This is a genomic window from Massilia sp. TWP1-3-3, from assembly GCF_049897805.1.
Taxonomy (GTDB): domain Bacteria; phylum Pseudomonadota; class Gammaproteobacteria; order Burkholderiales; family Burkholderiaceae_D; genus Telluria_A.
The window spans coordinates 170,681-189,851 of sequence record NZ_JAFCWX010000008.1; the positions used below are offsets into that span (position 1 = coordinate 170,681).

Annotated in this window: 18 protein-coding genes; 15 read left to right on the top strand and 3 right to left on the bottom strand. The window is 63.9% G+C overall.

Features of this window, described 5'->3' with window-relative positions; genetic code table 11:
* Positions 1–13: 13 nt before the first annotated feature.
* Positions 14–1,144 (bottom strand): M14 family metallopeptidase, encoded by a 1,131-nt coding sequence (locus ACP7D4_RS10345; RefSeq protein ID WP_426208976.1) that lies wholly within the window; start codon positions 1,142–1,144, stop codon positions 14–16.
* Between the two features lie 272 nt (positions 1,145–1,416).
* Between ACP7D4_RS10345 and ACP7D4_RS10350 the strand changes: the two genes are divergently transcribed.
* From ACP7D4_RS10350 to ACP7D4_RS10360, 3 genes are all read left to right on the top strand, one after another.
* Positions 1,417–2,502 carry a TRAP transporter substrate-binding protein gene (locus tag ACP7D4_RS10350; RefSeq protein ID WP_426208978.1) on the top strand — a complete coding sequence of 362 codons (1,086 nt, stop codon included), beginning with the start codon at positions 1,417–1,419 and terminating at the stop codon, positions 2,500–2,502.
* A 115-nt stretch (positions 2,503–2,617) separates the two neighbouring features.
* Complete coding sequence (locus tag ACP7D4_RS10355) at positions 2,618–2,878, top strand: DUF2442 domain-containing protein (RefSeq protein ID WP_426208980.1); 261 nt, start codon at positions 2,618–2,620, stop codon at positions 2,876–2,878.
* Between the two features lie 40 nt (positions 2,879–2,918).
* Positions 2,919–3,662 (top strand): hypothetical protein, encoded by a 744-nt coding sequence (locus ACP7D4_RS10360; protein WP_426104158.1) that lies wholly within the window; start codon positions 2,919–2,921, stop codon positions 3,660–3,662.
* A gap of 81 nt (positions 3,663–3,743) precedes the next feature.
* On the opposite strand, the gene paaX is transcribed toward ACP7D4_RS10360, so the two are convergent.
* Positions 3,744–4,667 carry a phenylacetic acid degradation operon negative regulatory protein PaaX gene (gene paaX, locus ACP7D4_RS10365; RefSeq protein WP_426104159.1) on the bottom strand — a complete coding sequence of 308 codons (924 nt, stop codon included), beginning with the start codon at positions 4,665–4,667 and terminating at the stop codon, positions 3,744–3,746.
* A 106-nt stretch (positions 4,668–4,773) separates the two neighbouring features.
* Between paaX and paaA the strand changes: the two genes are divergently transcribed.
* The 12 genes from paaA (at position 4,774) to paaZ (ending at position 16,708) form a co-directional block, all read left to right on the top strand.
* Entirely contained in the window at positions 4,774–5,760 is a 987-nt protein-coding gene (paaA, locus tag ACP7D4_RS10370; RefSeq protein WP_426208982.1) for a 1,2-phenylacetyl-CoA epoxidase subunit PaaA, read from the top strand.
* A 133-nt stretch (positions 5,761–5,893) separates the two neighbouring features.
* Complete coding sequence (paaB, locus tag ACP7D4_RS10375) at positions 5,894–6,178, top strand: 1,2-phenylacetyl-CoA epoxidase subunit PaaB (protein WP_176652393.1); 285 nt, start codon at positions 5,894–5,896, stop codon at positions 6,176–6,178.
* An 8-nt stretch (positions 6,179–6,186) separates the two neighbouring features.
* Entirely contained in the window at positions 6,187–6,942 is a 756-nt protein-coding gene (gene paaC, locus ACP7D4_RS10380; protein WP_426104161.1) for a 1,2-phenylacetyl-CoA epoxidase subunit PaaC, read from the top strand.
* Positions 6,942–7,460, top strand: coding sequence for a 1,2-phenylacetyl-CoA epoxidase subunit PaaD (paaD, locus tag ACP7D4_RS10385; RefSeq protein ID WP_426208983.1), 519 nt, complete (start codon positions 6,942–6,944; stop codon positions 7,458–7,460). The genes paaC and paaD overlap by 1 nt, the downstream gene beginning before the upstream one ends.
* Positions 7,461–7,470: 10 nt before the next feature.
* Positions 7,471–8,547 carry a 1,2-phenylacetyl-CoA epoxidase subunit PaaE gene (gene paaE / locus ACP7D4_RS10390; protein WP_426208985.1) on the top strand — a complete coding sequence of 359 codons (1,077 nt, stop codon included), beginning with the start codon at positions 7,471–7,473 and terminating at the stop codon, positions 8,545–8,547.
* 13 nt (positions 8,548–8,560) lie between these two features.
* Positions 8,561–9,352, top strand: a complete 792-nt coding sequence (gene paaG / locus ACP7D4_RS10395; RefSeq protein ID WP_426104164.1) for a 2-(1,2-epoxy-1,2-dihydrophenyl)acetyl-CoA isomerase PaaG — start codon at positions 8,561–8,563, stop codon at positions 9,350–9,352.
* A 2-nt stretch (positions 9,353–9,354) separates the two neighbouring features.
* Positions 9,355–10,911, top strand: a complete 1,557-nt coding sequence (paaH, locus tag ACP7D4_RS10400) for a 3-hydroxyacyl-CoA dehydrogenase PaaH (protein ID WP_426208987.1) — start codon at positions 9,355–9,357, stop codon at positions 10,909–10,911.
* On the top strand, positions 10,904–11,365 hold the full coding sequence (gene paaI / locus ACP7D4_RS10405; protein ID WP_426104166.1) for a hydroxyphenylacetyl-CoA thioesterase PaaI: 462 nt from the start codon (positions 10,904–10,906) through the stop codon (positions 11,363–11,365). Before paaH ends, paaI begins: the two co-directional genes overlap by 8 nt.
* Positions 11,366–11,381: 16 nt before the next feature.
* Positions 11,382–12,698, top strand: coding sequence for a phenylacetate--CoA ligase PaaK (gene paaK, locus ACP7D4_RS10410; RefSeq protein WP_426104167.1), 1,317 nt, complete (start codon positions 11,382–11,384; stop codon positions 12,696–12,698).
* Positions 12,699–12,715: 17 nt separating this feature from the next.
* Complete coding sequence (gene pcaF, locus ACP7D4_RS10415; protein ID WP_426209022.1) at positions 12,716–13,921, top strand: 3-oxoadipyl-CoA thiolase; 1,206 nt, start codon at positions 12,716–12,718, stop codon at positions 13,919–13,921.
* Between the two features lie 105 nt (positions 13,922–14,026).
* Positions 14,027–14,623, top strand: a complete 597-nt coding sequence (locus ACP7D4_RS10420) for a phenylacetic acid degradation protein PaaY (RefSeq protein ID WP_426104168.1) — start codon at positions 14,027–14,029, stop codon at positions 14,621–14,623.
* Between the two features lie 15 nt (positions 14,624–14,638).
* Complete coding sequence (gene paaZ / locus ACP7D4_RS10425; RefSeq protein WP_426208989.1) at positions 14,639–16,708, top strand: phenylacetic acid degradation bifunctional protein PaaZ; 2,070 nt, start codon at positions 14,639–14,641, stop codon at positions 16,706–16,708.
* Positions 16,709–16,908: 200 nt separating this feature from the next.
* Here the strand turns inward: paaZ and ACP7D4_RS10430 are convergent, their stop codons facing one another.
* Positions 16,909–19,083 (bottom strand): sensor domain-containing protein, encoded by a 2,175-nt coding sequence (locus ACP7D4_RS10430; RefSeq protein ID WP_426208991.1) that lies wholly within the window; start codon positions 19,081–19,083, stop codon positions 16,909–16,911.
* Positions 19,084–19,171: the final 88 nt, after the last annotated feature.

A 19,171-nucleotide genomic window follows, 5' to 3' on the forward strand; every position in this document is an offset into this window, starting at 1 on the left:
ACGTTTCCTACGATTACTTGTTTGCCTTAAGGAACTGCACGATGGCTTGCAATACCGACGCGCCCAGGCGTGCGCTGCGCGCGCCATCCCAGCCGCAGTGCGGATCCGGGTCGTTGGCGTTGTCCTTGAACGGCAGCTCGAGCGTGAGCGACAGGCAGCCAAATGCGTGCGTGATGTGCGGCGAGCCCATGGTGAGGGTTTCGGGCGTGTAGGGCGCGTCGCCATAGCCGTGCTGGTCCTGGAAGTCCGGACTGGCGACCTTGAACAGGTCGGAAAACAGCTTTTCCGCCGCCGCCTGCTCGGACGTGAAGGTGGGCAGGGCGGCGCTGCCGGCCACAAACACATACGGCAAGCCTTCGTCGCCGTGCACGTCGAGAAACAGGTCGCAACCCGTCTCGAGCATCTTGTTCTTGACCACGAATACTTCCGGGCTGCGCGCCATGCTCGGCGTGTTCCACTCGCGGTTCAGGTTGGCGCCGGCGGCGTTGGTGCGCAGGTTGCCGCGCACCGAGCCGTCCGGATTCATGTTCGGCACCACGTAAAACACCGCCTCCTTGAGGCACTGGCGGCCATAGCCGTCGGCCGGGTCGAGCAGGGCGTCGAGCATGCCTTCGACGAACCATTCGGCCATCGTTTCGCCCGGGTGCTGGCGCGCGATGACCCACACTTTTTTCGCCGCCTGCGGGTTGCCGATGACCAGCGCATTGATGTCGTGCCCGTCGACTGTGCTGCCCAGGTCGAGCATGCGCACCTGCTCGGAGAGTTGCGCGCGGTCCAGCAGTTCAAGGTGGCGCTCCCAGGAATACGGCTCGAAATAGGCGTAGTAGACGCTGTCCATTTCCGGCGTGTGGGTAATCGTCATGACTTCGCCGTCAAAGCTGGTCGGGACCCGGAACCAGCTCACGCGGTCGTAACTGGCCATGGCCTGGTAATCGTTCCAGCCGTCCGGATAGGCCGTCTTGCCCGCGTTCAGGAAGCGGATTGTGCACGCCTCGCCCTGCGCGCCTTGCAGGCGGAAATAAAACCACTGGGTGATGTCGGCGTGCGAATCCTTGCGGATGTTCAGGTCGATGGCGCCGGCGCTGGTGGCGCTGACGACGTCGATGGCGCCGGCGTCGAACTGGCTGCTGATCTTGATAGACATTGTGTGTCCTTGGGGTCGATGGAAGGGGAAATGCGGCATGGCCGAGGCATTATCATAGCCTTTGATGCTGTCGTTTGCACATTAAAACAACAGTTTGTGCCGACAAACATGTGACAGTTCGATGACGCAGGGGGCTGCGCCCTTGGGTAAGTGTCAATTGGTTTTCGACAATAAATGTTGCAGTAAATAAGGCGTACGCTTTCCTGTTCACTAACGGTACAATTGTCACCTTTAGTAAATACGAAAATTTAACAACATTGGCTGGAGGTCAGATGCAGCGTCGTTCTTTCCTTACCAAGGCGGCCGCCGGGGCAGGCGTGGGCGTGGTTGCCGCACCGGCGCTGGCGCAGGCGCTGCCGACCATCCAGTGGCGTTTGGCGTCCAGTTTTCCTAAAACGCTGGACACGATTTTCGGCGCGGCCGACACCTTCACCCGGCGCGTGGCGCTGCTGACCGGTGGGCGCTTCCAGATCCGCGTGTTCGCCGGCGGCGAAATCGTCCCGGGCCTGCAAGTGATGGACGCCGTGCAGGCCGGCACGGTCGAAATGGGCCATACCGCGTCTTACTATTACTACGGCAAGGACGCCAGTTTTTCGTTTGATACGGCCATGCCGTTCGGGCTGACGTCGCGCCAGCAAACGGCGTGGTTCGACCAGGGTGGTGGGCGTGAGCTGATGCGTGAGTTTTTCCGCGGCTACGGCATCGTCAATTTCCTGGGCGGCAATACCGGAACCCAGATGGGCGGCTGGTACCGCAAACCCGTCAAGACGCTCGACGACGTCAAGGGGCTCAAAATCCGCATCGCCGGCCTGGCTGGGCGCGTGATGGAGCGCATGGGCGCGGTGCCGCAGCAAATCGCCGGCGCCGACGTCTACCCGGCGCTCGAAAAAGGCACGATCGACGCGGCCGAATGGGTGGGCCCGTACGACGATGAAAAGCTGGGCCTGGCCAAGGTGGCGCCGTATTACTACACGCCGGGCTGGTGGGAAGCGGGGCCGCAGCTGTCGTTCTACGTCAATATCAAGGAATGGGAAAAGCTGCCCAAGCAATACAAGGCGGCCATTGAAGCGGCCAGCTACGAAGCCCACGTCGTCATGCAGGCCGAGTACGACGCCAAGAATCCGGCAGCGCTCGCGCGCCTGCTCAAGGCCGGCGCCAAGCTGAATTATTTTTCCAAGCCCATCATGGATGCGGCCTACCGGTTTTCGAACCAGGTGATGGAGAAAGAGGCGTCGAAGAACGCCAAATTTAACAAGATCTACGTGCCGTGGAAGCGGTTCCGCCAGGACCAGAATATGTGGGCATCGGTCTCCGAAGCACAGATGCAAAATTACCTGATCTCCAGCGGACGCAAGTAACTGCTCAGTTTGTTTGTTTGTTGTTTGTTCTATGTCAAACCACACACTGGCGTAGCTGTTAATTTTTGTAACCGGTACGCGCCGCGTGGTCGGGTTTCGCTTTGGAGGGGTTTACATGTTAGGCATTTTCTTGAAATCGGCAAAAGTCACCAGCATTAACAGCCATGGCTTCTGGATCAAGTGCGGCGATGAAGAATTGTATTTGCCGTTCGTCGAGTTTCCCTGTTTCGAACACGCGACCGTCCCGCAAATCTGCCGCGTCAAATACGTCAGCTCGACCCGCATTCACTGGCCTGAACTGGACGTCGACTTCACGCTCGAATCGCTGCGCAACCCGCTCTCGTCTCCCGACAGCACCTTTCACTACGATTGCTAAACAGCTGTAGAATGGCGGCACATCCTCCATGGGAGTGAGCGTGTCGCCGTTTTCCCTGTTCTTTACCATTGTTTTGCTGTGTCCTGGCCTGTGCCTGGCCGCAAAGCTGCGCGTGTGCACCGACGTGCATCCGCACGCACCCTACCTGCTGCCCGACGGCGGCGGCAGTGTCGGCAAGCTGGTCGAAGCGGGCGCCCGCGCGGCCGGTTTCGAGCTCGAATTTTACGCCGTGCCGCTGGCGCGCTGCCGCGCCGAAGCCGAAGTGAACGTCGTTCATGCGTTTCCCATGACGCCCTATATTCCCAACGTACTGCCGTATGCCCGCTACCCGATGCGCCACGGCGTGCCCGATGCCGCGCGCGCCACCATGCGTGCGCGCATCATGCTGTACCAGCGCAGCGGCGGGCCGGTCACCTGGAACGGGCGCCGTGTTGGGGGCTTGGTGCGCCCGGTGCTGGTGCCCTCGGGCAGCCTGGCCATGATCGACGTGCTGCGCAAGATTGGCGCACCGATGGATGAGCAGGGCCGCTCGCTGCACGCCAACCTGTCCAAGCTGCTGGCCGGCCGGGGCGACGCCGCAGTCGGCGTCTGGGACGAGGGCGAACGCTTGCTGGCGCTGCCCGAATTCGCCGGCAAGATCGAAATGCTGGCGCTGCCCGTGTACGAGCAGGCCTATTTTCTGGTCGTCACCAAGGCGTTTTATGCCGAGCACGGCCCGGCCGTGGAAACCATGTGGGACACGATCGGGCGCCTGAACCAGAATCCGCCGCCCTTGCGCAGGTAGCCGCAGGTAGCCGCAGGTAATCGAAGTAAGCACAAGTAAGCACAAGTAAGCACAAGTAAGCACAAGCAAGCCCAAATCCGCTTACAGTCCCCCGAAGCGCTGGTAAAACGCAGCGTCCGCGGCGCTCGCCTGCGCGTCTTCGCGCCGCAGCGCGGCCAGCACATGCTGCTCGGCTGCGGCCTGCGTCATCCGGTACAGCGCGCGCGCCAGTTCATATGCCGCTGAACCCGGCCACGGATCGGGCAGCAGTTCAATCGGCAGCATTGGATCATGCAGCTGCACCCGGCGGTAAGCGTGAATGAGCAGCGTGCGGATCACGAAGGCTTGCTCCGGCGCTAGCGGCGCGCTTGCTTCCAGCAGCGCCAGCAGGGCCGAAAACTGGTCGATGAAACCGCGATAACCCTGCACCACGGCCGACAAATCCCAACCCTCGGCGGCCAGCTCGCGCAGCGGACGGCCCGCCACGCCCGGCAGTTCACCGGCGCGCAGCACCAGCAACTTGCCCTGCACGCCATGGCGCTGCAGCAGTTCGGCGATCACGTCGGCCCTGGCCACGGGATGGCCGAACATGCCCGGCGCGATCTGCGCGTAGCCTTCCCACGCCAGCTCTTTCTTGAGCGTGACGCGGGTAGGGGCGTCGATACTGTTGCCGGTCGCTAGCAGCATGGTCCAGCTGCCGTCCCAGTGCGTGGCCAGCGGCGCGTAAATGCGTCTGTTGGCCCGTTCAAAGCGCGGCAGCGCCTGCGGCAAGATCGCATACGAACTGCGGCGCCCGTCGCGGTTGGCCACCAGCCAACCCTCCTGCGCCAGGCGAAACACGCTGGTGCGCAGCAAGCGGTCCGACACGCCCACGCTCGCCAGCAGCTCGATCAGGCTGCCCAGCCAGATGGTGCCGCCATGGGGCGCGATGGTGTCGCCGAAGATCGTCATCACCAGCGACTTGGAACGCGGCGGGTCGGTGGCCAGGAACTGGGCTATCCATTCGGTCGGAGTCAATAGTTTCATACGCGAATCTTACCGTGAAAAACAATATGATCCACAAAAAGTGGTATACTTCGGGTTTTTTGTATCGTATTATGGTTTCCCAGTCTTAGCAACGGGAGCAACAACCATGTACGCACAATTGGTGGAAACCGGCCTGACAAAAGTCCAGACGGCCGAGGACATGGGCGAGCAGGAGCTGGCCTTCCAGGCCCGCATCGACGCCGGCATCAAGATCGAAGCGAAGGACTGGATGCCCGACGCTTACCGCAAGACGCTGATCCGCCAGATTTCCCAGCACGCGCACTCCGAGATCGTCGGCCAGCTGCCCGAAGGGAACTGGGTCACGCGCGCGCCCACGCTCAAGCGCAAGTCCATTTTGCTGGCCAAGATCCAGGACGAAGCCGGCCACGGCCTGTATCTGTACAGCGCGGCCGAAACGCTGGGCGTCTCGCGCGACGAACTGCTCGCCGCGCTCCACTCCGGCAAGGCCAAGTATTCGAGCATCTTCAATTATCCCACGCTGTCCTGGGCCGACATGGGCGCCGTGGGCTGGCTGGTCGATGGCTCGGCCATCATCAACCAGATCCCGCTGTGCCGCTGCTCGTACGGCCCGTACGCGCGCGCCATGATCCGCGTCTGCAAGGAAGAATCGTTCCACGCGCGCCAGGGCTACGACATCATGCTGAGCCTTGCCAAAGGCACGCCCGAGCAAAAGGCGATGGCGCAAGATGCGCTGAACCGCTGGTGGTGGCCGTCGCTGATGATGTTCGGCCCGTCCGACGCCGAATCGGTCAACAGCGCGCAGTCGGCGCAGTGGCGCATCAAGCTGTTCTCAAACGACGAACTGCGCCAGCGCATGGTGGACCAGACCGTGCCGCAGGCCGAGTTTTTGGGCTTGACCGTGCCCGATCCCGACCTCAAGTTCAATGCCGAGACGGGGCATTACGAGTTTGGCGAGATTGACTGGAGCGAGTTCCAGAATGTCTTGAAAGGGAACGGGCCGTGCAACCGCGAGCGCTTGGCCACGCGTGTCAAAGCCTATGACGACGGCGCATGGTTTCGCGATGCGCTCGTTGCGTACGCCGACAAAAAAGCGGTACGCGCCGCCGCGTAATTGAGATTGGCGGAATGCGCGCTACGCGCTTTTCCGCCCTACGATTGGAGCTGACGCAGCATCGTAGGGCGGAAAAGCGCGTTGCGCGCATTCCGCCATGATCCGCCAAGAACAAAACACCGGAGAACAAAAAATGAGCAAAGAATGGCCCCTGTGGGAAGTCTTCATCCGCAGCCAGCACGGCCTGGCCCACAAACACGTAGGCAGCCTGCACGCCCCGGACGCCGAAATGGCCGTCAATAACGCGCGCGACGTCTACACCCGCCGCAACGAAGGCGTCTCAATCTGGGTCGTGCGCGCGGCCGACATCGTCGCCTCCAGCCCATCCGACAAAGGCGCGCTGTTCGAGCCGTCCAACAGCAAAGTCTACCGCCACCCGACCTTCTTCCCGATGCCGGAAGAAGTCAAGAACCTGTGAGCGCGGCCGTGACCGATCCAAAATTCGACTACCTGCTGCGCCAGGGCGACAACGCCCTGATCCTGTCCCAGCAGCTCTCCAAGCTGTGCGGCAAAGGCCCGGCGCTGGAAGAAGACATGGCCCTGACCAACGTCGCGCTCGACCTGCTCGGGCAAACGCGCATGTGGCTCACCTACGCGGGTGAACTCGAAGGGCGCGGCCGCGATGAAGACGCTCTGAGCTTCCTGCGCGACGCCCACGACCTGCGCAACTGCCTGATCGTCGAGCAGCCGAATGGTAACTACGCCGACACCATGGTGCGCCAGTTCTACTTCGACACCTGGCACTATTTCCTGATGCAAGGCTTGACCGCCTCCACCGACCCGCGCATCGCCGACATCGCCGAAAAGTCGATCAAGGAAGTGACCTACCACCTGCGCCGCAGCGGCGACCTGATGGTGCGCATGGGCGACGGCACCCCCGACAGCCACGTCAAGACCCAGGCCGCCGTGAACGCCCTGTGGATGTACAGCGGCGAAGTGTTCCTGTACGACGCCGTCGATGAAGCGATGGTCGCGCTGGGCGTGGCCCCCGCCGCTGACGGCTTGCGCGCCAGCTTCCTCGAACACGTGTCCGAGATCCTGGCCGAAGCCACCTTGAGCATGCCCGACCCCGCAGCCTGGATGCAGCGCGGCGGCAAAACCGGCCGCCACAGCGAGCACCTGGGCTTCATCCTGGCCGAAATGCAGTTCCTGCAGCGCGCCTATCCCGGCGCACAGTGGTAATGCACGCGCAGAGCGCCAGCATCGAACAGGTCTGGACCTGGCTGGCCGCCGTGGCCGATCCGGAGATACCGGTCATCTCCGTGGTCGACCTGGGCATCGTGCGCGCCGTCGCTTTCGAGGGCGACGCCTGCGTCGTCACGATCACGCCCACCTACTCCGGCTGCCCGGCCATGCAGGTGATCGCCGAATCGGTGCAGGAAGCGCTGCACGGTCACGGCGTCAATAACGTCAGGCTGGTCAACCAGCTCTCGCCCGCCTGGACCACGGACTGGATGAGCGACGCCGGCAAGGCCGCCCTCAAAGGCTATGGCATTGCGCCGCCGGCCCAGCAAGTGGTCGACATCAGCGGCTTGCACGCAGGCGTCAAGCGCCGCGCCGAGCCGCTGTTGATCGTTGCCTGTCCCAATTGCGGGTCCACCCACACGCAGCTCACCAGCCAGTTCGGCTCCACGCCCTGCAAGGCCCTGTACAAGTGCCTGGATTGCCGCGAACCCTTCGATTACTTCAAGTGCCATTAAGACGAGCCCAATGAGCAAATTCCATCCCTTGCGCATCGCCCAGGTGCGCCACGAAACGCGCGACGCCATCGTCGTCACCTTTGCCGTGCCGCCCGAACTGGCGCCGAACTTTCTCTACCAGCAGGGCCAGCACTTGACGCTGCGCGCGCTGATCGACGGCGAAGACGTGCGCCGTTCCTACTCGATCTGCTCGGCCGTCCAGGAAGGCTTGCTGCGGGTGGCCATCAAGCGCACGCAAGGCGGCCTGTTCTCCAGCTGGGCCAACGATAACCTAAAGAGCGGCATGACGCTCGACGTCATGCCGCCCATGGGCCACTTCAACGTGCCCCTGAACGCCGACAATGCGCGCCACTACCTCGCCTTTGCGGCCGGCAGCGGCATCACGCCGATCCTGTCGATCATCAAGACCACCCTGCTGGCCGAACCTGACAGCCGGTTCACGCTGTTTTACGGGAACCGCGCCTCGTCGGCGGTGATCTTCAAGGACGAGCTGTCCGACTTGAAGGACACCTACATGGGGCGCTTGACACTGGCCTACGTCATGAGCCGCGAGCAGCAGGATATCGCGCTGTTCAACGGGCGCATCACCAAGGAAAAGTGCGAGCAGTTCATCGCTCACTGGATACGCGTGGAGGACATCGACATCGCCTTCATCTGCGGCCCTGAAGACATGATGCACGGCGTCTCGGCCGCCTTGCAGGAAGCCGGCATGCCCAAGGAGAACGTCAAGATTGAACTGTTCGCCGCCAGCATTCCCAAGCACCAGCACCAGGCGCGCACGCTGGACGCCGGCGCGCGCCACGAGACGGAAGTAACCGTCATCATGGATGGCAGCCACACCAGCTTCACCATGGACAAGGACAAGGAATCGATTCTCGACGCGGGCCTGCGCGCTGGCATCGACATGCGCTATTCTTGCAAAGGCGGCGTATGCTCTACTTGCCGCTGCAAGCTGATCGACGGCAAAGTCGATATGGACGCCAACTACGCGCTTGAAGACTACGAGATCGCCCGTGGTTTCGTCCTCAGCTGCCAGGCCTTCCCGGTCACCGACAAGGTGGTCGTCGACTTCGATCAAGCAGAATAAAAAGGGCACAGCCATGAACTTCGAACACATCAAATTCACGCTGAACAATGGCATCGCGGTGCTCACGCTGAACCGCCCCGATAAACTGAACAGCTTCACCCAGGCCATGCACATGGAAGTGCGCACCGCGCTGGTGGCGGTCAAGACGTCGCCCACCGCGCGCGTGCTGCTGCTGACCGGCGCCGGGCGCGGCTTTTGCGCCGGCCAGGACTTGTCCGATCGCGCCGTCGAGCCGGGTTCCGAGGGCGTGGACCTGGGCGAATCGGTGGAAACCTGGTACGCGCCGCTGGTGCTGGCCTTGAAGGCCTTGCCGATGCCGGTCATCTGCGCCGTCAATGGCGTGGCGGCCGGCGCCGGCGCCAACCTGGCGCTGGCCTGCGACATCGTGTTGGCCGGTAAATCGGCCAGCTTTGTCGAAGTATTTTGTAAACTTGGCCTGATCCCCGACACCGGCGGCACCTGGCACCTTCCGCGCCTGGTTGGCCATGCGCGCGCGATGGGCATGGCGCTGCTGGGCGAGAAAATCACCGCCGAGAGGGCCGAGCAGTGGGGCCTGATCTGGAAGTGCGTGCCCGACGAAGCGCTGATGGACCAGGCCATGGCCATGGCCGTGCACTTTTCGACGGCGCCCACCAAGGGCCTGGCCTACACCAAGCAGGCGCTGCTGGCCAGTTCGGCCAACACGCTGCCCGAACAGCTCCAGCTTGAAGGCTTGATGATGCGCGAACTTGGCTACACGGCCGACTACAAGGAAGGCGTAGCCGCCTTCATGGGCAAGCGCCCGCCAAATTTCAAGGGAGAGTGAGCATGGCGACGGCACTGGGAAAAGGCAGCGTGGTTGCCGTCATCGGCAGCGGCGCGATGGGCGCGGGCATCGCGCAGGTGGTCGCGGCCGCAGGCTACGAGGTCAAGCTGTTCGACACCCGTCCCGAGGCGGTGCAAAAAGCCATTCTTGACATCGGCAAGGTCTACGCCAAGCTGGTGGAAAAAGGCCGCATGGGCGGCGCCGACGCGCAAGCGGCGAATGCGCGCCTGCACTGCGTGGCCGACCTGCACGAGGTGGCCGGCTGCGCGCTCGTCATCGAAGCGATCGTGGAAAACCTGGACGTCAAGCGCATGCTGTTTGCCGACCTTGAAAACGTGGTGGCCGACGACTGCATCCTGGCCACCAATACCTCGTCCATTTCCGTGACCGCGATCGGCGCCAAACTGCGCCGCCCCGAGCGGCTGGTGGGCATGCACTTTTTCAACCCGGTGCCGCTGATGGCGCTGGTCGAAGTGATCAGCGGCCTGGCCACATCGCCGGTCGTCGCTGGCACCGTCTTCGCCACCGCTGCCGCCTGGGGAAAGAATCCCGTGCACGCCAAGTCGACGCCGGGCTTCATCGTCAACCGCGTCGCCCGTCCGTTCTACGCCGAGGCGCTGCGCCTGCTGTCGGAACAGGCCGCGGACCCGGCCACGCTCGACGCCGTGCTGCGCGAAGCGGGTGGCTTTCGCATGGGCCCGTTCGAACTGATGGACCTGATCGGCCATGACGTCAATTTTTCAGTGACGCAGTCGGTCTTTAACGCGTACTTTGGCGACCCGCGCTTCATGCCGTCGGTGCTGCAGCAAGAAATGGTCAACGCCGGCTTTTTGGGCCGCAAATCGGGCCGCGGTTTTTACCAGTACGGCGACGAGGCGGTGAAAGCGGCAGCCAGCCTTGAAGCGCCACAGCCCAAGCCGGAGGCGGTTGGCGTGAGCATTGAACCGGGCGTGAAAAACGCCGTCACCGAACCGGTCGAACAGCGTCTGCGCGCTGCCGGCTTTAGCGTGGCGCACCGCAAACCCTTGCCGGGCGCCGGCCAGCACGAAGCACCGGGCTTTCATTGCAACGGCGCCGCCGTGTTCCTGACCGACGGGCGCACGGCGACCGAACGCGCCAACGCCAACAACCATCCCGACACCGTGCTGTACGACCTGCAGTTCGACCCGGCCGGCGCCACCCGCATTGCGCTGGCCCGTTCGGACCAGTGCAGCGACGCGGCCTATGGCGCCGTCGTCGGCCTGTTCCAGGCGGCCGGCCTGCACGTCACCCGCCTTGACGACGTGCCGGGCATGGCCGTCATGCGCACGGTTGCCATGCTCGCCAATGAAGCTGCCGACGCCGTCAACCAGGGCGTGTGCTCGGCCGCCGCGGTCGATATCGCCATGCAAAAAGGCGTGAACTATCCGCGCGGGCCGCTCGCGTGGGCCGACAGCGTGGGCATCGCGCACGTAGTGACGGTGCTGTCGAACCTGGCCGCCACTTACGGCGAAGAGCGCTACCGCGTCTCGCCGCTGCTGCGCCGCAAGCTGGCCAATGGAACGCGCTTTCATGGATGAGCTGCCAACGCTGGCTCAGGCTCAGGCTCAGGCTCAGGCTCTGGCGCTGGCCGAACTGGCCGGCAAGACCATGTTCGAGCGCGATAATGCCAGTGGTGCGCTGGGCATGCAGCTGTCCGAAATTCGCCCCGGCTACGCGCGCATGACCATGCCGGTGCGCGCGGACATGCTCAACGGGCACGCCACCTGCCACGGCGGCTACATCTTCATGCTGGCCGACAGCGCCTTTGCGTTCGCCTGCAATTCGCATAACCATAATACGGTTGGCGCAGGCTGCACCATCGACTACCTGGCGCCTGGCCGCCTTGGCGACCTGCTGACCGCCGAAGCGGTGGAGCAGGCGCTGGCCGGCAAGACCGGCGTGTATGACGTCAAGGTGAGCAACCAGGAGGGACGCACCATCGCCCTGCTGCGCGGCAAATCGCATCGCGTCGCCGGCATGGTGGCCGGCTAACGCTGGGGACAACAACATGGTTCAACGCATACCTGCACCGGGCGACCTGGAACCGATCGAAACTGCCAGCGCCGACGAGCTGCAAGCCTTGCAGCTGCAGCGCCTGAAATGGTCGCTCAGGCACGCCTACGACAACGTGGCGCATTACAAAGCGGCGTTCGACGCGGCGGGGGTGCATCCGGACGATCTGCGCTCGCTGGCCGACCTCGCCAAATTCCCGTTCACCGACAAAAAGACCCTGCGCGACAATTACCCGTTCGGCATGTTCGCGGTACCGCGCGAGAAAGTGGTGCGCATTCACGCCTCGTCCGGCACCACCGGCAAGGCGACCGTGGTCGGCTACACGCAAAACGATATCGACACCTGGGCCGGCGTGGTGGCGCGTTCGATCCGCGCGGCCGGCGGGCGGGCCGGCGACATGGTGCACGTCGCCTACGGCTACGGCCTGTTCACCGGCGGGCTGGGCGCCCATTATGGCGCCGAGCGCCTGGGCTGCACCGTCATCCCCATGTCCGGCGGGCAGACTGAAAAGCAGGTGCAGCTGATCTGCGACTTCAAGCCCGAGATCATCATGGTCACGCCCTCGTACATGCTCAACATCGTCGAGGAATTCACGCGCCAGGGCCTGGATGCTGCCAAGTCGTCGCTGAAAGTGGGCATCTTCGGGGCCGAGCCGTGGACCGAAGCGATGCGCCGCGAGATTGAACAGCGCGCCGGCATCGACGCCGTCGACATCTACGGCCTGTCCGAGGTGATGGGCCCGGGCGTGGCCAGCGAATGCATCGAAAGCAAGGACGGCCCGGTGGTCTGGGAAGACCATTTCTACCCCGAGGTGATCGATCCGATTACCGGCGACGTGCTGCCCGACGGCGCAGAAGGCGAGCTGGTATTCACCTCGCTGACCAAGGAAGCGCTGCCGGTCATCCGCTACCGCACGCGCGACCTTACGCGATTGCTGCCGCCCACCTCGCGCGCCATGCGCCGCATGGGCAAGATCACGGGTCGCTCCGACGACATGCTGATCATCCGCGGCGTGAATGTCTTCCCCAGCCAGATCGAGGAACTGATCCTCAAACTGCCCCTTCTGGCGCCGCACTACCAGCTCATTGTCGCGCGCGAAGGGCACCTCGATACGCTCGCCGTCAAGGCCGAACTGCGCGACCCATCACTGTCGCAGGACGCCATGGCGGCACTGGCGCGCGAGCTTGAACACCATATCAAGACCTACGTGGGCGTGACCACGCGCGTCACGCTGGTCGGCCCGGAAGGCATCGAACGCACGCTGACCGGCAAGGCCAGGCGCGTGATCGATCAGCGCCCGACATTAACCTGAAAGCAGCCATGACCAATATGTACGACGCCTTTATTTGCGACGCCATCCGCACCCCTTTCGGCCGCTACGGCGGCTCCCTGTCGGGCGTGCGCGCCGACGACCTGGCCGCGCTGCCGATCGCCGCCCTGATCGCGCGCAATCCGCACGTGGACTGGCAAGCCGTTGACGATCTGTACTACGGCTGCGCCAACCAGGCCGGCGAAGACAACCGCAACATCGGCCGTATGGCGGCGCTGTTGGCCGGCTTGCCGCCCGAGGTGCCGGCCAATACCATCAACCGCCTGTGCGGCTCGAGCCTGGATGCGGTGGGCATCGGCGCGCGCGCCATCAAGGCCGGTGAAGCACAGCTGATCATCGCCGGCGGCGTCGAGAGCATGACGCGCGCGCCGTTCGTGATGGGCAAGGCCGACAGCGCCTTTGCGCGCGCCGCCAAGATCGAAGACACCACGCTCGGCTGGCGTTTTGTCAACCCGCTCATGAAGGCCAAGTACGGCATTGATTCAATGCCCGAGACGGCCGAGAACGTAGCAAAGGAATTTGGCATCAGCCGCGCCGACCAGGATGCGTTTGCGCTGCGCAGCCAGCAGCGCTGGGCCGCCGCGCATGCGGCGGGCGTGTTCAAGGAAGAGATCGTGGGCGTGACGGTTCACCAGAAAAAGGGCGAGTCGCGCCTGTTCGATACGGACGAACATGCAAGGCCCGACACCAGCCTCGAGATGCTCGCCAAGCTCAAGGGCGTGGTGGCGCCGGATGGCACGGTCACGGCGGGCAATGCGTCGGGCTTGAATGATGGCGCCTGTGCGATCCTGATCGCGTCAAGCGACGCGGCGGGGCGGTTTGGCTTGACGCCGCGTGCACGCATCGTCGGGATGGCCACCGCCGGTCTCGCGCCGCGGATTATGGGTTTTGGGCCGTCGCCCGCGAGCCGGAAGGTGCTGGCAATGACCGGGCTGACGATTGGGCAGATGGATGTGATTGAATTGAACGAAGCGTTTGCGGCCCAAGGGCTGGCGGTGACGCGCGATCTGGGGCTGGCCGACGATGCCGCGCATGTGAACCCGAATGGCGGTGCGATTGCGATCGGCCACCCGCTCGGTGCCTCGGGTGCGCGGCTGGTGATGGCGGCGGTCAATCAGCTGCACCGCACGGGCGGACGGTATGCCCTGTGCACCATGTGCATCGGCGTCGGCCAAGGCATCGCCTTGATCGTCGAAAGAGTGTAGTCGTGTCCGTAGGGCGGAAAAGCGGAGCGCATTCCGCCATGCTTGCCACAGTGGCGGAATGCGCTCCGCTTTTCCGCCCTACGTGTGGATGGATCGGTACCTACTATGGTTAAAGTTTACGAAATCAACGGCGTGCGGCCAGTAGTCCACCCCACCGCCTACATCCACCCGTCCGCAGTCCTGATCGGCGACGTGATCGTCGGCCCGCGCTGCTACGTCGGCCCGCTCGCGTCCCTGCGCGGCGACTTCGGCCGCCTGATCATGGAAGAAGGCGCCAACCTGCAAGACAGCTGTGTCATGCACGGCTTCCCGGGCGACGACACCGTGGTCGGCGTGGACGGCCATATCGGTCACGGCGCCATCCTGCATGGCTGCCGCATCCTGCGCAATGCCATGGTCGGCATGAACGCCGTGGTCATGGACCAAGCCGTTGTGGGCGAAGAATCGATCGTCGCCGCCATGAGCTTTGTAAAGGCCGGCATGATCATCCCCCCGCGCAGCATGGTCATGGGCACGCCCGCCCGCGTGGTGCGCGCGCTGACCGACCAGGACGTCGCCTGGAAGAGCTTCGGCACAAAACAGTACCACGACCTGGCCGTGCGCTCGCTGCAGACCATGCGCGAAGTCGACGCCTTGACCGAACCCGAAACCGACCGTCGCCGCATCGACTTCGGCGTTGACGCGCACGCCCCAAAAAACTAAATCTGGAGACCCACCATGTCCAACGTAGCAACCCTGCAAAGCCTGATCGGCGGCCGCTGGCTCGGCGCCGAAGCATCCGTTCCGCTCCACAGTGCCCTGAACAATGCGCTGATCTATCACACCCACGCCGAGAAAATTGACTTCGACGAAGCCGTTACCTACGCCCGCAAGACCGGCGTGCCGGCGCTGATGGCGCTCGACTTTCAAAAGCGCGCGCTGGCCTTAAAAGCGCTGGCGCTGTACCTGATGGAGCGCAAGGAAGAGCTGTACAAGGTCTCGGCCCTGACCGGCGCCACCCGCAGCGACAGCTGGGTCGACATTGAAGGAGGCATCGGCACCCTGTTCGCCTACGCCAGCATGGGCAGCCGCGAACTCCCGTCCAGCAACGTGCTGCATGAAGGCCCGGCACTCGCGCTGGGCAAAAACGGCGGCTTTGCCGGCACCCACATCCTGGTGCCGCGCGGCGGCCTGGCGGTGCACATCAACGCCTTCAATTTTCCGATCTGGGGCTTGCTTGAAAAATTCGCGCCCAGCTTTTTGGCCGCCATGCCCTGCATCGGTAAACCTGCTACGGCCACCAGCTACCTGACCGAGGCGGTGGTGCGCATGATCCACGATGCCGGCATCCTGCCGGAGGGATCGCTGCAGCTCGTCATCGGCAGTACCGGTGACCTGCTCGACCGCTTGAGCGGCTTTGACGTAGTCACCTTCACCGGTTCGGCCGACACCGCCGCCATACTGCGCGTGAACAAAAACCTGGTCGCCAATTCGGTGCCGTTCACCGCCGAAGCGGACTCGCTCAATTGTGCCATCCTGGGCCCGGACGTGTCGCCCGACGATGAAGAATTCGACCTGTTCGTCAAGGAAGTGGTGCGCGAAATGACTGGAAAATCCGGCCAGAAGTGCACCGCGATTCGCCGCATCATCGTGCCGCAGAACCGCATCGAGGCGGTTGGCGAACGCCTGCGCGCGCGCTTGGCTAAGATCGTGGTGGGCGACCCGTCGGTAGAAGGCGTGCGCATGGGCGCGCTGGCCTCGATGGCCCAGCAGCGCGACGTGGGCGAGCGCGTTGCGCTTCTGGCCAAGGGCAATGAGGTGCTGTTCGGTTCACAGGATGGCTTTGCGCCGGTAGGCGAAGGCGTAGCTGACGGCGCCTTCTTTTCGCCTACGCTGCTGCTGTGCCGTAACGGCATGAGCAACGACGCCGTGCACGACATCGAAGCCTTTGGCCCGGTGAGCACGATGATGGCTTACACGGACCTGGACGAAGCGCTGGCGCTGGCCGCGCGCGGCAAGGGAAGCCTGGTCAGCACGCTGTGCACCAGGGACCCGATGATCGCGGCCAGGGCGGTGCCGGTAATCGCCGCCTCGCACGGGCGCGTGCTGGTGCTCGATCGCGAAGCGGCGGTCGATTCGACCGGGCACGGTTCGCCATTGCCCCAATTGAAGCATGGCGGCCCTGGGCGCGCCGGTGGCGGCGAAGAGCTGGGCGGAATCCGCGCGGTGCGCCACTTCCTGCAGCGCGCCGCGTTGCAGGGTTCACCCACCATGCTGGCCGCCGTCACGGGCGAGTATGTGCGGGGCGCAGCGGTCAAGGAAAGCGAGCTGCATCCGTTTCGCAAGTACTTCGAGGACCTGGAAATGGGCGACTCGCTGCTGACGCACCGGCGCACCGTGAGCGAGGCCGATATCGTCGCCTTTGGCGGGATCTCGGGCGACTTTTTCTACATGCACTTTGACGAGATTGCGGCGCGCGAGTCGCAGTTCGGCAAGCGCATTGCGCACGGTTACTTTGTGCTGTCGGCCGCGGCAGGCTTGTTCGTTTCGCCCGCGCCGGGGCCGGTGCTGGCCAACTACGGGCTCGATAATCTGCGCTTCATTACGCCGGTGGCCATTGGCGACACGATCCGCGCGCGGCTCACGTGCAAGCGCAAAGTGGACCGCAACCGCACCGATGAACAGGGTGTGGGGCAGGGCGTTGTGGCGTGGGATGTGCAGGTGACGAACCAGAATGACGAACTGGTGGCGAGCTATGATATTTTGACGCTGGTGATGAAGCGCTCATTGCGGCTGGTGCAAACCTAAGCTGGTCCCGGGCGGAACATGGCGGAATGCACTTCGTTTTTCCGCCCTACGTAAACCTCGGCTCGCCTGGCGGAATGCACTTCGTTTTTCCGCCCTACGTAGGCCTCGGCTCGCTTGGCGGAATGCACTTCGTTTTTCCGCCCTACGCATACCTCGGACCGTAGGGCGGAAAAGGCCTTGGCCGCATTCCGCCAAGCGAGCTACAGATGCCTGCCCGACCGCACCAGCGCCTCGAACTCACCCGCCGGCAGCGCCTTGCTGAACAAGAAACCCTGCATCTCATCGCACGCAAGCGTGCGCATCACCGCCAGCTGCGCGTCGGTCTCCACGCCTTCAGCCACCACCTTCAGTCCCATGCTGTGCGCCATGGCGATAATGGCTGCGGCAATCGCCTCATCCCCGGCATTGCTGCCCACGCCCGATATGAACGAGCGGTCGATTTTGACGAAATCGAACGGAAAGCGCTTGAGCTGCGCCAGCGACGAGTACCCGGTGCCAAAATCATCGAGCGACAACTGCACCCCTAGCGCCTTTAACGCGCGCAGATTGCGCGCAGCCTCGTCCGGGTTGTCCATCACCGCCGTCTCCGTCAGCTCGAACTCAATAAACCGCTGCTCGAGCCCATACGCGGCCATCGTGCCGGCGATCATATTGAGCAGCTCGGCCTGCATGCACTGCACCGCCGACAAATTGATCGCCACCGGCACAATGGCCGCGCCGCTGCCCTGCCACGCCTTTTGCTGCGCGCAGACCGCGTCGATCACCCACGCTCCGATCGGCCGGATCAAGCCGGTCTCCTCGGCCAGCGCGATAAAGTCGATCGGCCCGACCACGCCGCGCTCCGGATGGTTCCAGCGGATCAAGGCTTCGGCGCTGACCACCGCGCCGCTGACCAGGTCCACGCGCGGCTGGTAGTACATCTCGAACTGATGCTCTTCGAGCGCCGTCTGCAGCGCGTGCTCGAGCGCCATGCGCGCGGCCAGGGCAGCGTTCATGCGCGGCGCGTAGTACAGATAGCGCTCGCCCGACGACTTGGCGTTCTTGAGCGCCGCCTCGGCGTGCTTGAACAGCGTTTCAGCGTCCGCGCCGTCGGCCGGATACAGCGCCAGCCCGGCGCGGGTCGAGATGCGCACGTCGTGGCCGTCAAGCTCGAACGGCTGGTCGAGCGCGCCGAACACCGCCTGCTGCAAGACTTCGGCCGCGTCTTCGGCGCGCGCCAGTTCGGCCAGCGTCAGTGCAAAGGTGTCGCCGCCGATGCGCGCCAGGTTGTATGCGTCGGGCAGGCAGGCGCCCAGGCGCTGGGCGATCTGTACCAGCAAGGCGTCGCCGGCGTGGCGGCCCAGCGCGTCGTTCAACTGCGCAAAGCGGTCCAGGTTGATCAGCGCCACCCCCAGCAGCGGGTGCGACCCGGCATGCAGCAGTTGCGCCAGCCGGTCCTGGAACAGGCGCCGGTTGGGCAGGGCGGTCATGACGTCGTAATAGGCCATGTAGCTCAGCTGCTCTTCGCGGTCCAGGAACAGCAGCGCAAACGAGAGGTCGCCGGCCAGTTCGTTGAGCACTTTCAGTTCGTCGGCGTCGAACACGTGGGGCGTGTCGGACACCAGCGTGAGCACCGCCTCCAGGCGCTCGCCCACCAGCAGCGGAAACGACGCCACGGCCCGAAAGCCGCGCGCGGCAAGGTGGTCGCAGAAGGGGACCATGGCCCCATCTGTATCGATGTCGTTGCACACGACCGGGGTGCGCTCGCGCGCCGCGCGCGTGGCAATCCAGCCGCTGTCAAGCAGCGCCGCCCGCGCCGGCAAAGCGCACCCTGCATGGGACTCATTGCGCAGCGTTGCGCCGTGCGCCTCCGCCTTGTCGATGCTGGCCGCGACGAAGCCGCCTTCCATGGTCGCCAGGCGGCACGCTTCCTTGAACAGGGCATCACGGTCGCGAATGCGCACAATGGCCGAATTGATCCCCGACAGCAGCGCATAGACGCGGTTCAGGCGAGCGATCTTGCGCTGCGCCTGGACCCGGTCCGTCACGTCATGGGCCAGCACGAACTTGCACGCGCGGCCGTGAAACAACAAGGGGTGCGAGCTGATCTCGACGTCGATCAGCGCGCCTTCTTTTGTGCAATGGTGCCAGGTGCCGGATTTTTCGAACGTGTCGCGCGGCGCGCTTTTCAGGTTGGCGTACAGCCTGGGCAGTTCATCGGCGGGGCGCAAATCGGCGATCGTCAGCGCCAGAAATTCCGCCTCGCTGTAACCGTAGTGAACGACAGCGGCCGTGTTTACCGCCAGGAACGCCAGCGTCTCCAGGTCGTACACCCACATCGGCAGCGGGTGCGCCAGGAAAAGTTCGTCAAACGACGTGTCGTTCGGTTCTGCCATCAAGAAAGTTCGACCGCATGGAAACTGCGACGCCGTACGTTGTAAAAAATGCAGCTAGCAAAAGATGCGGTAGTGTTTCAAGACTGAA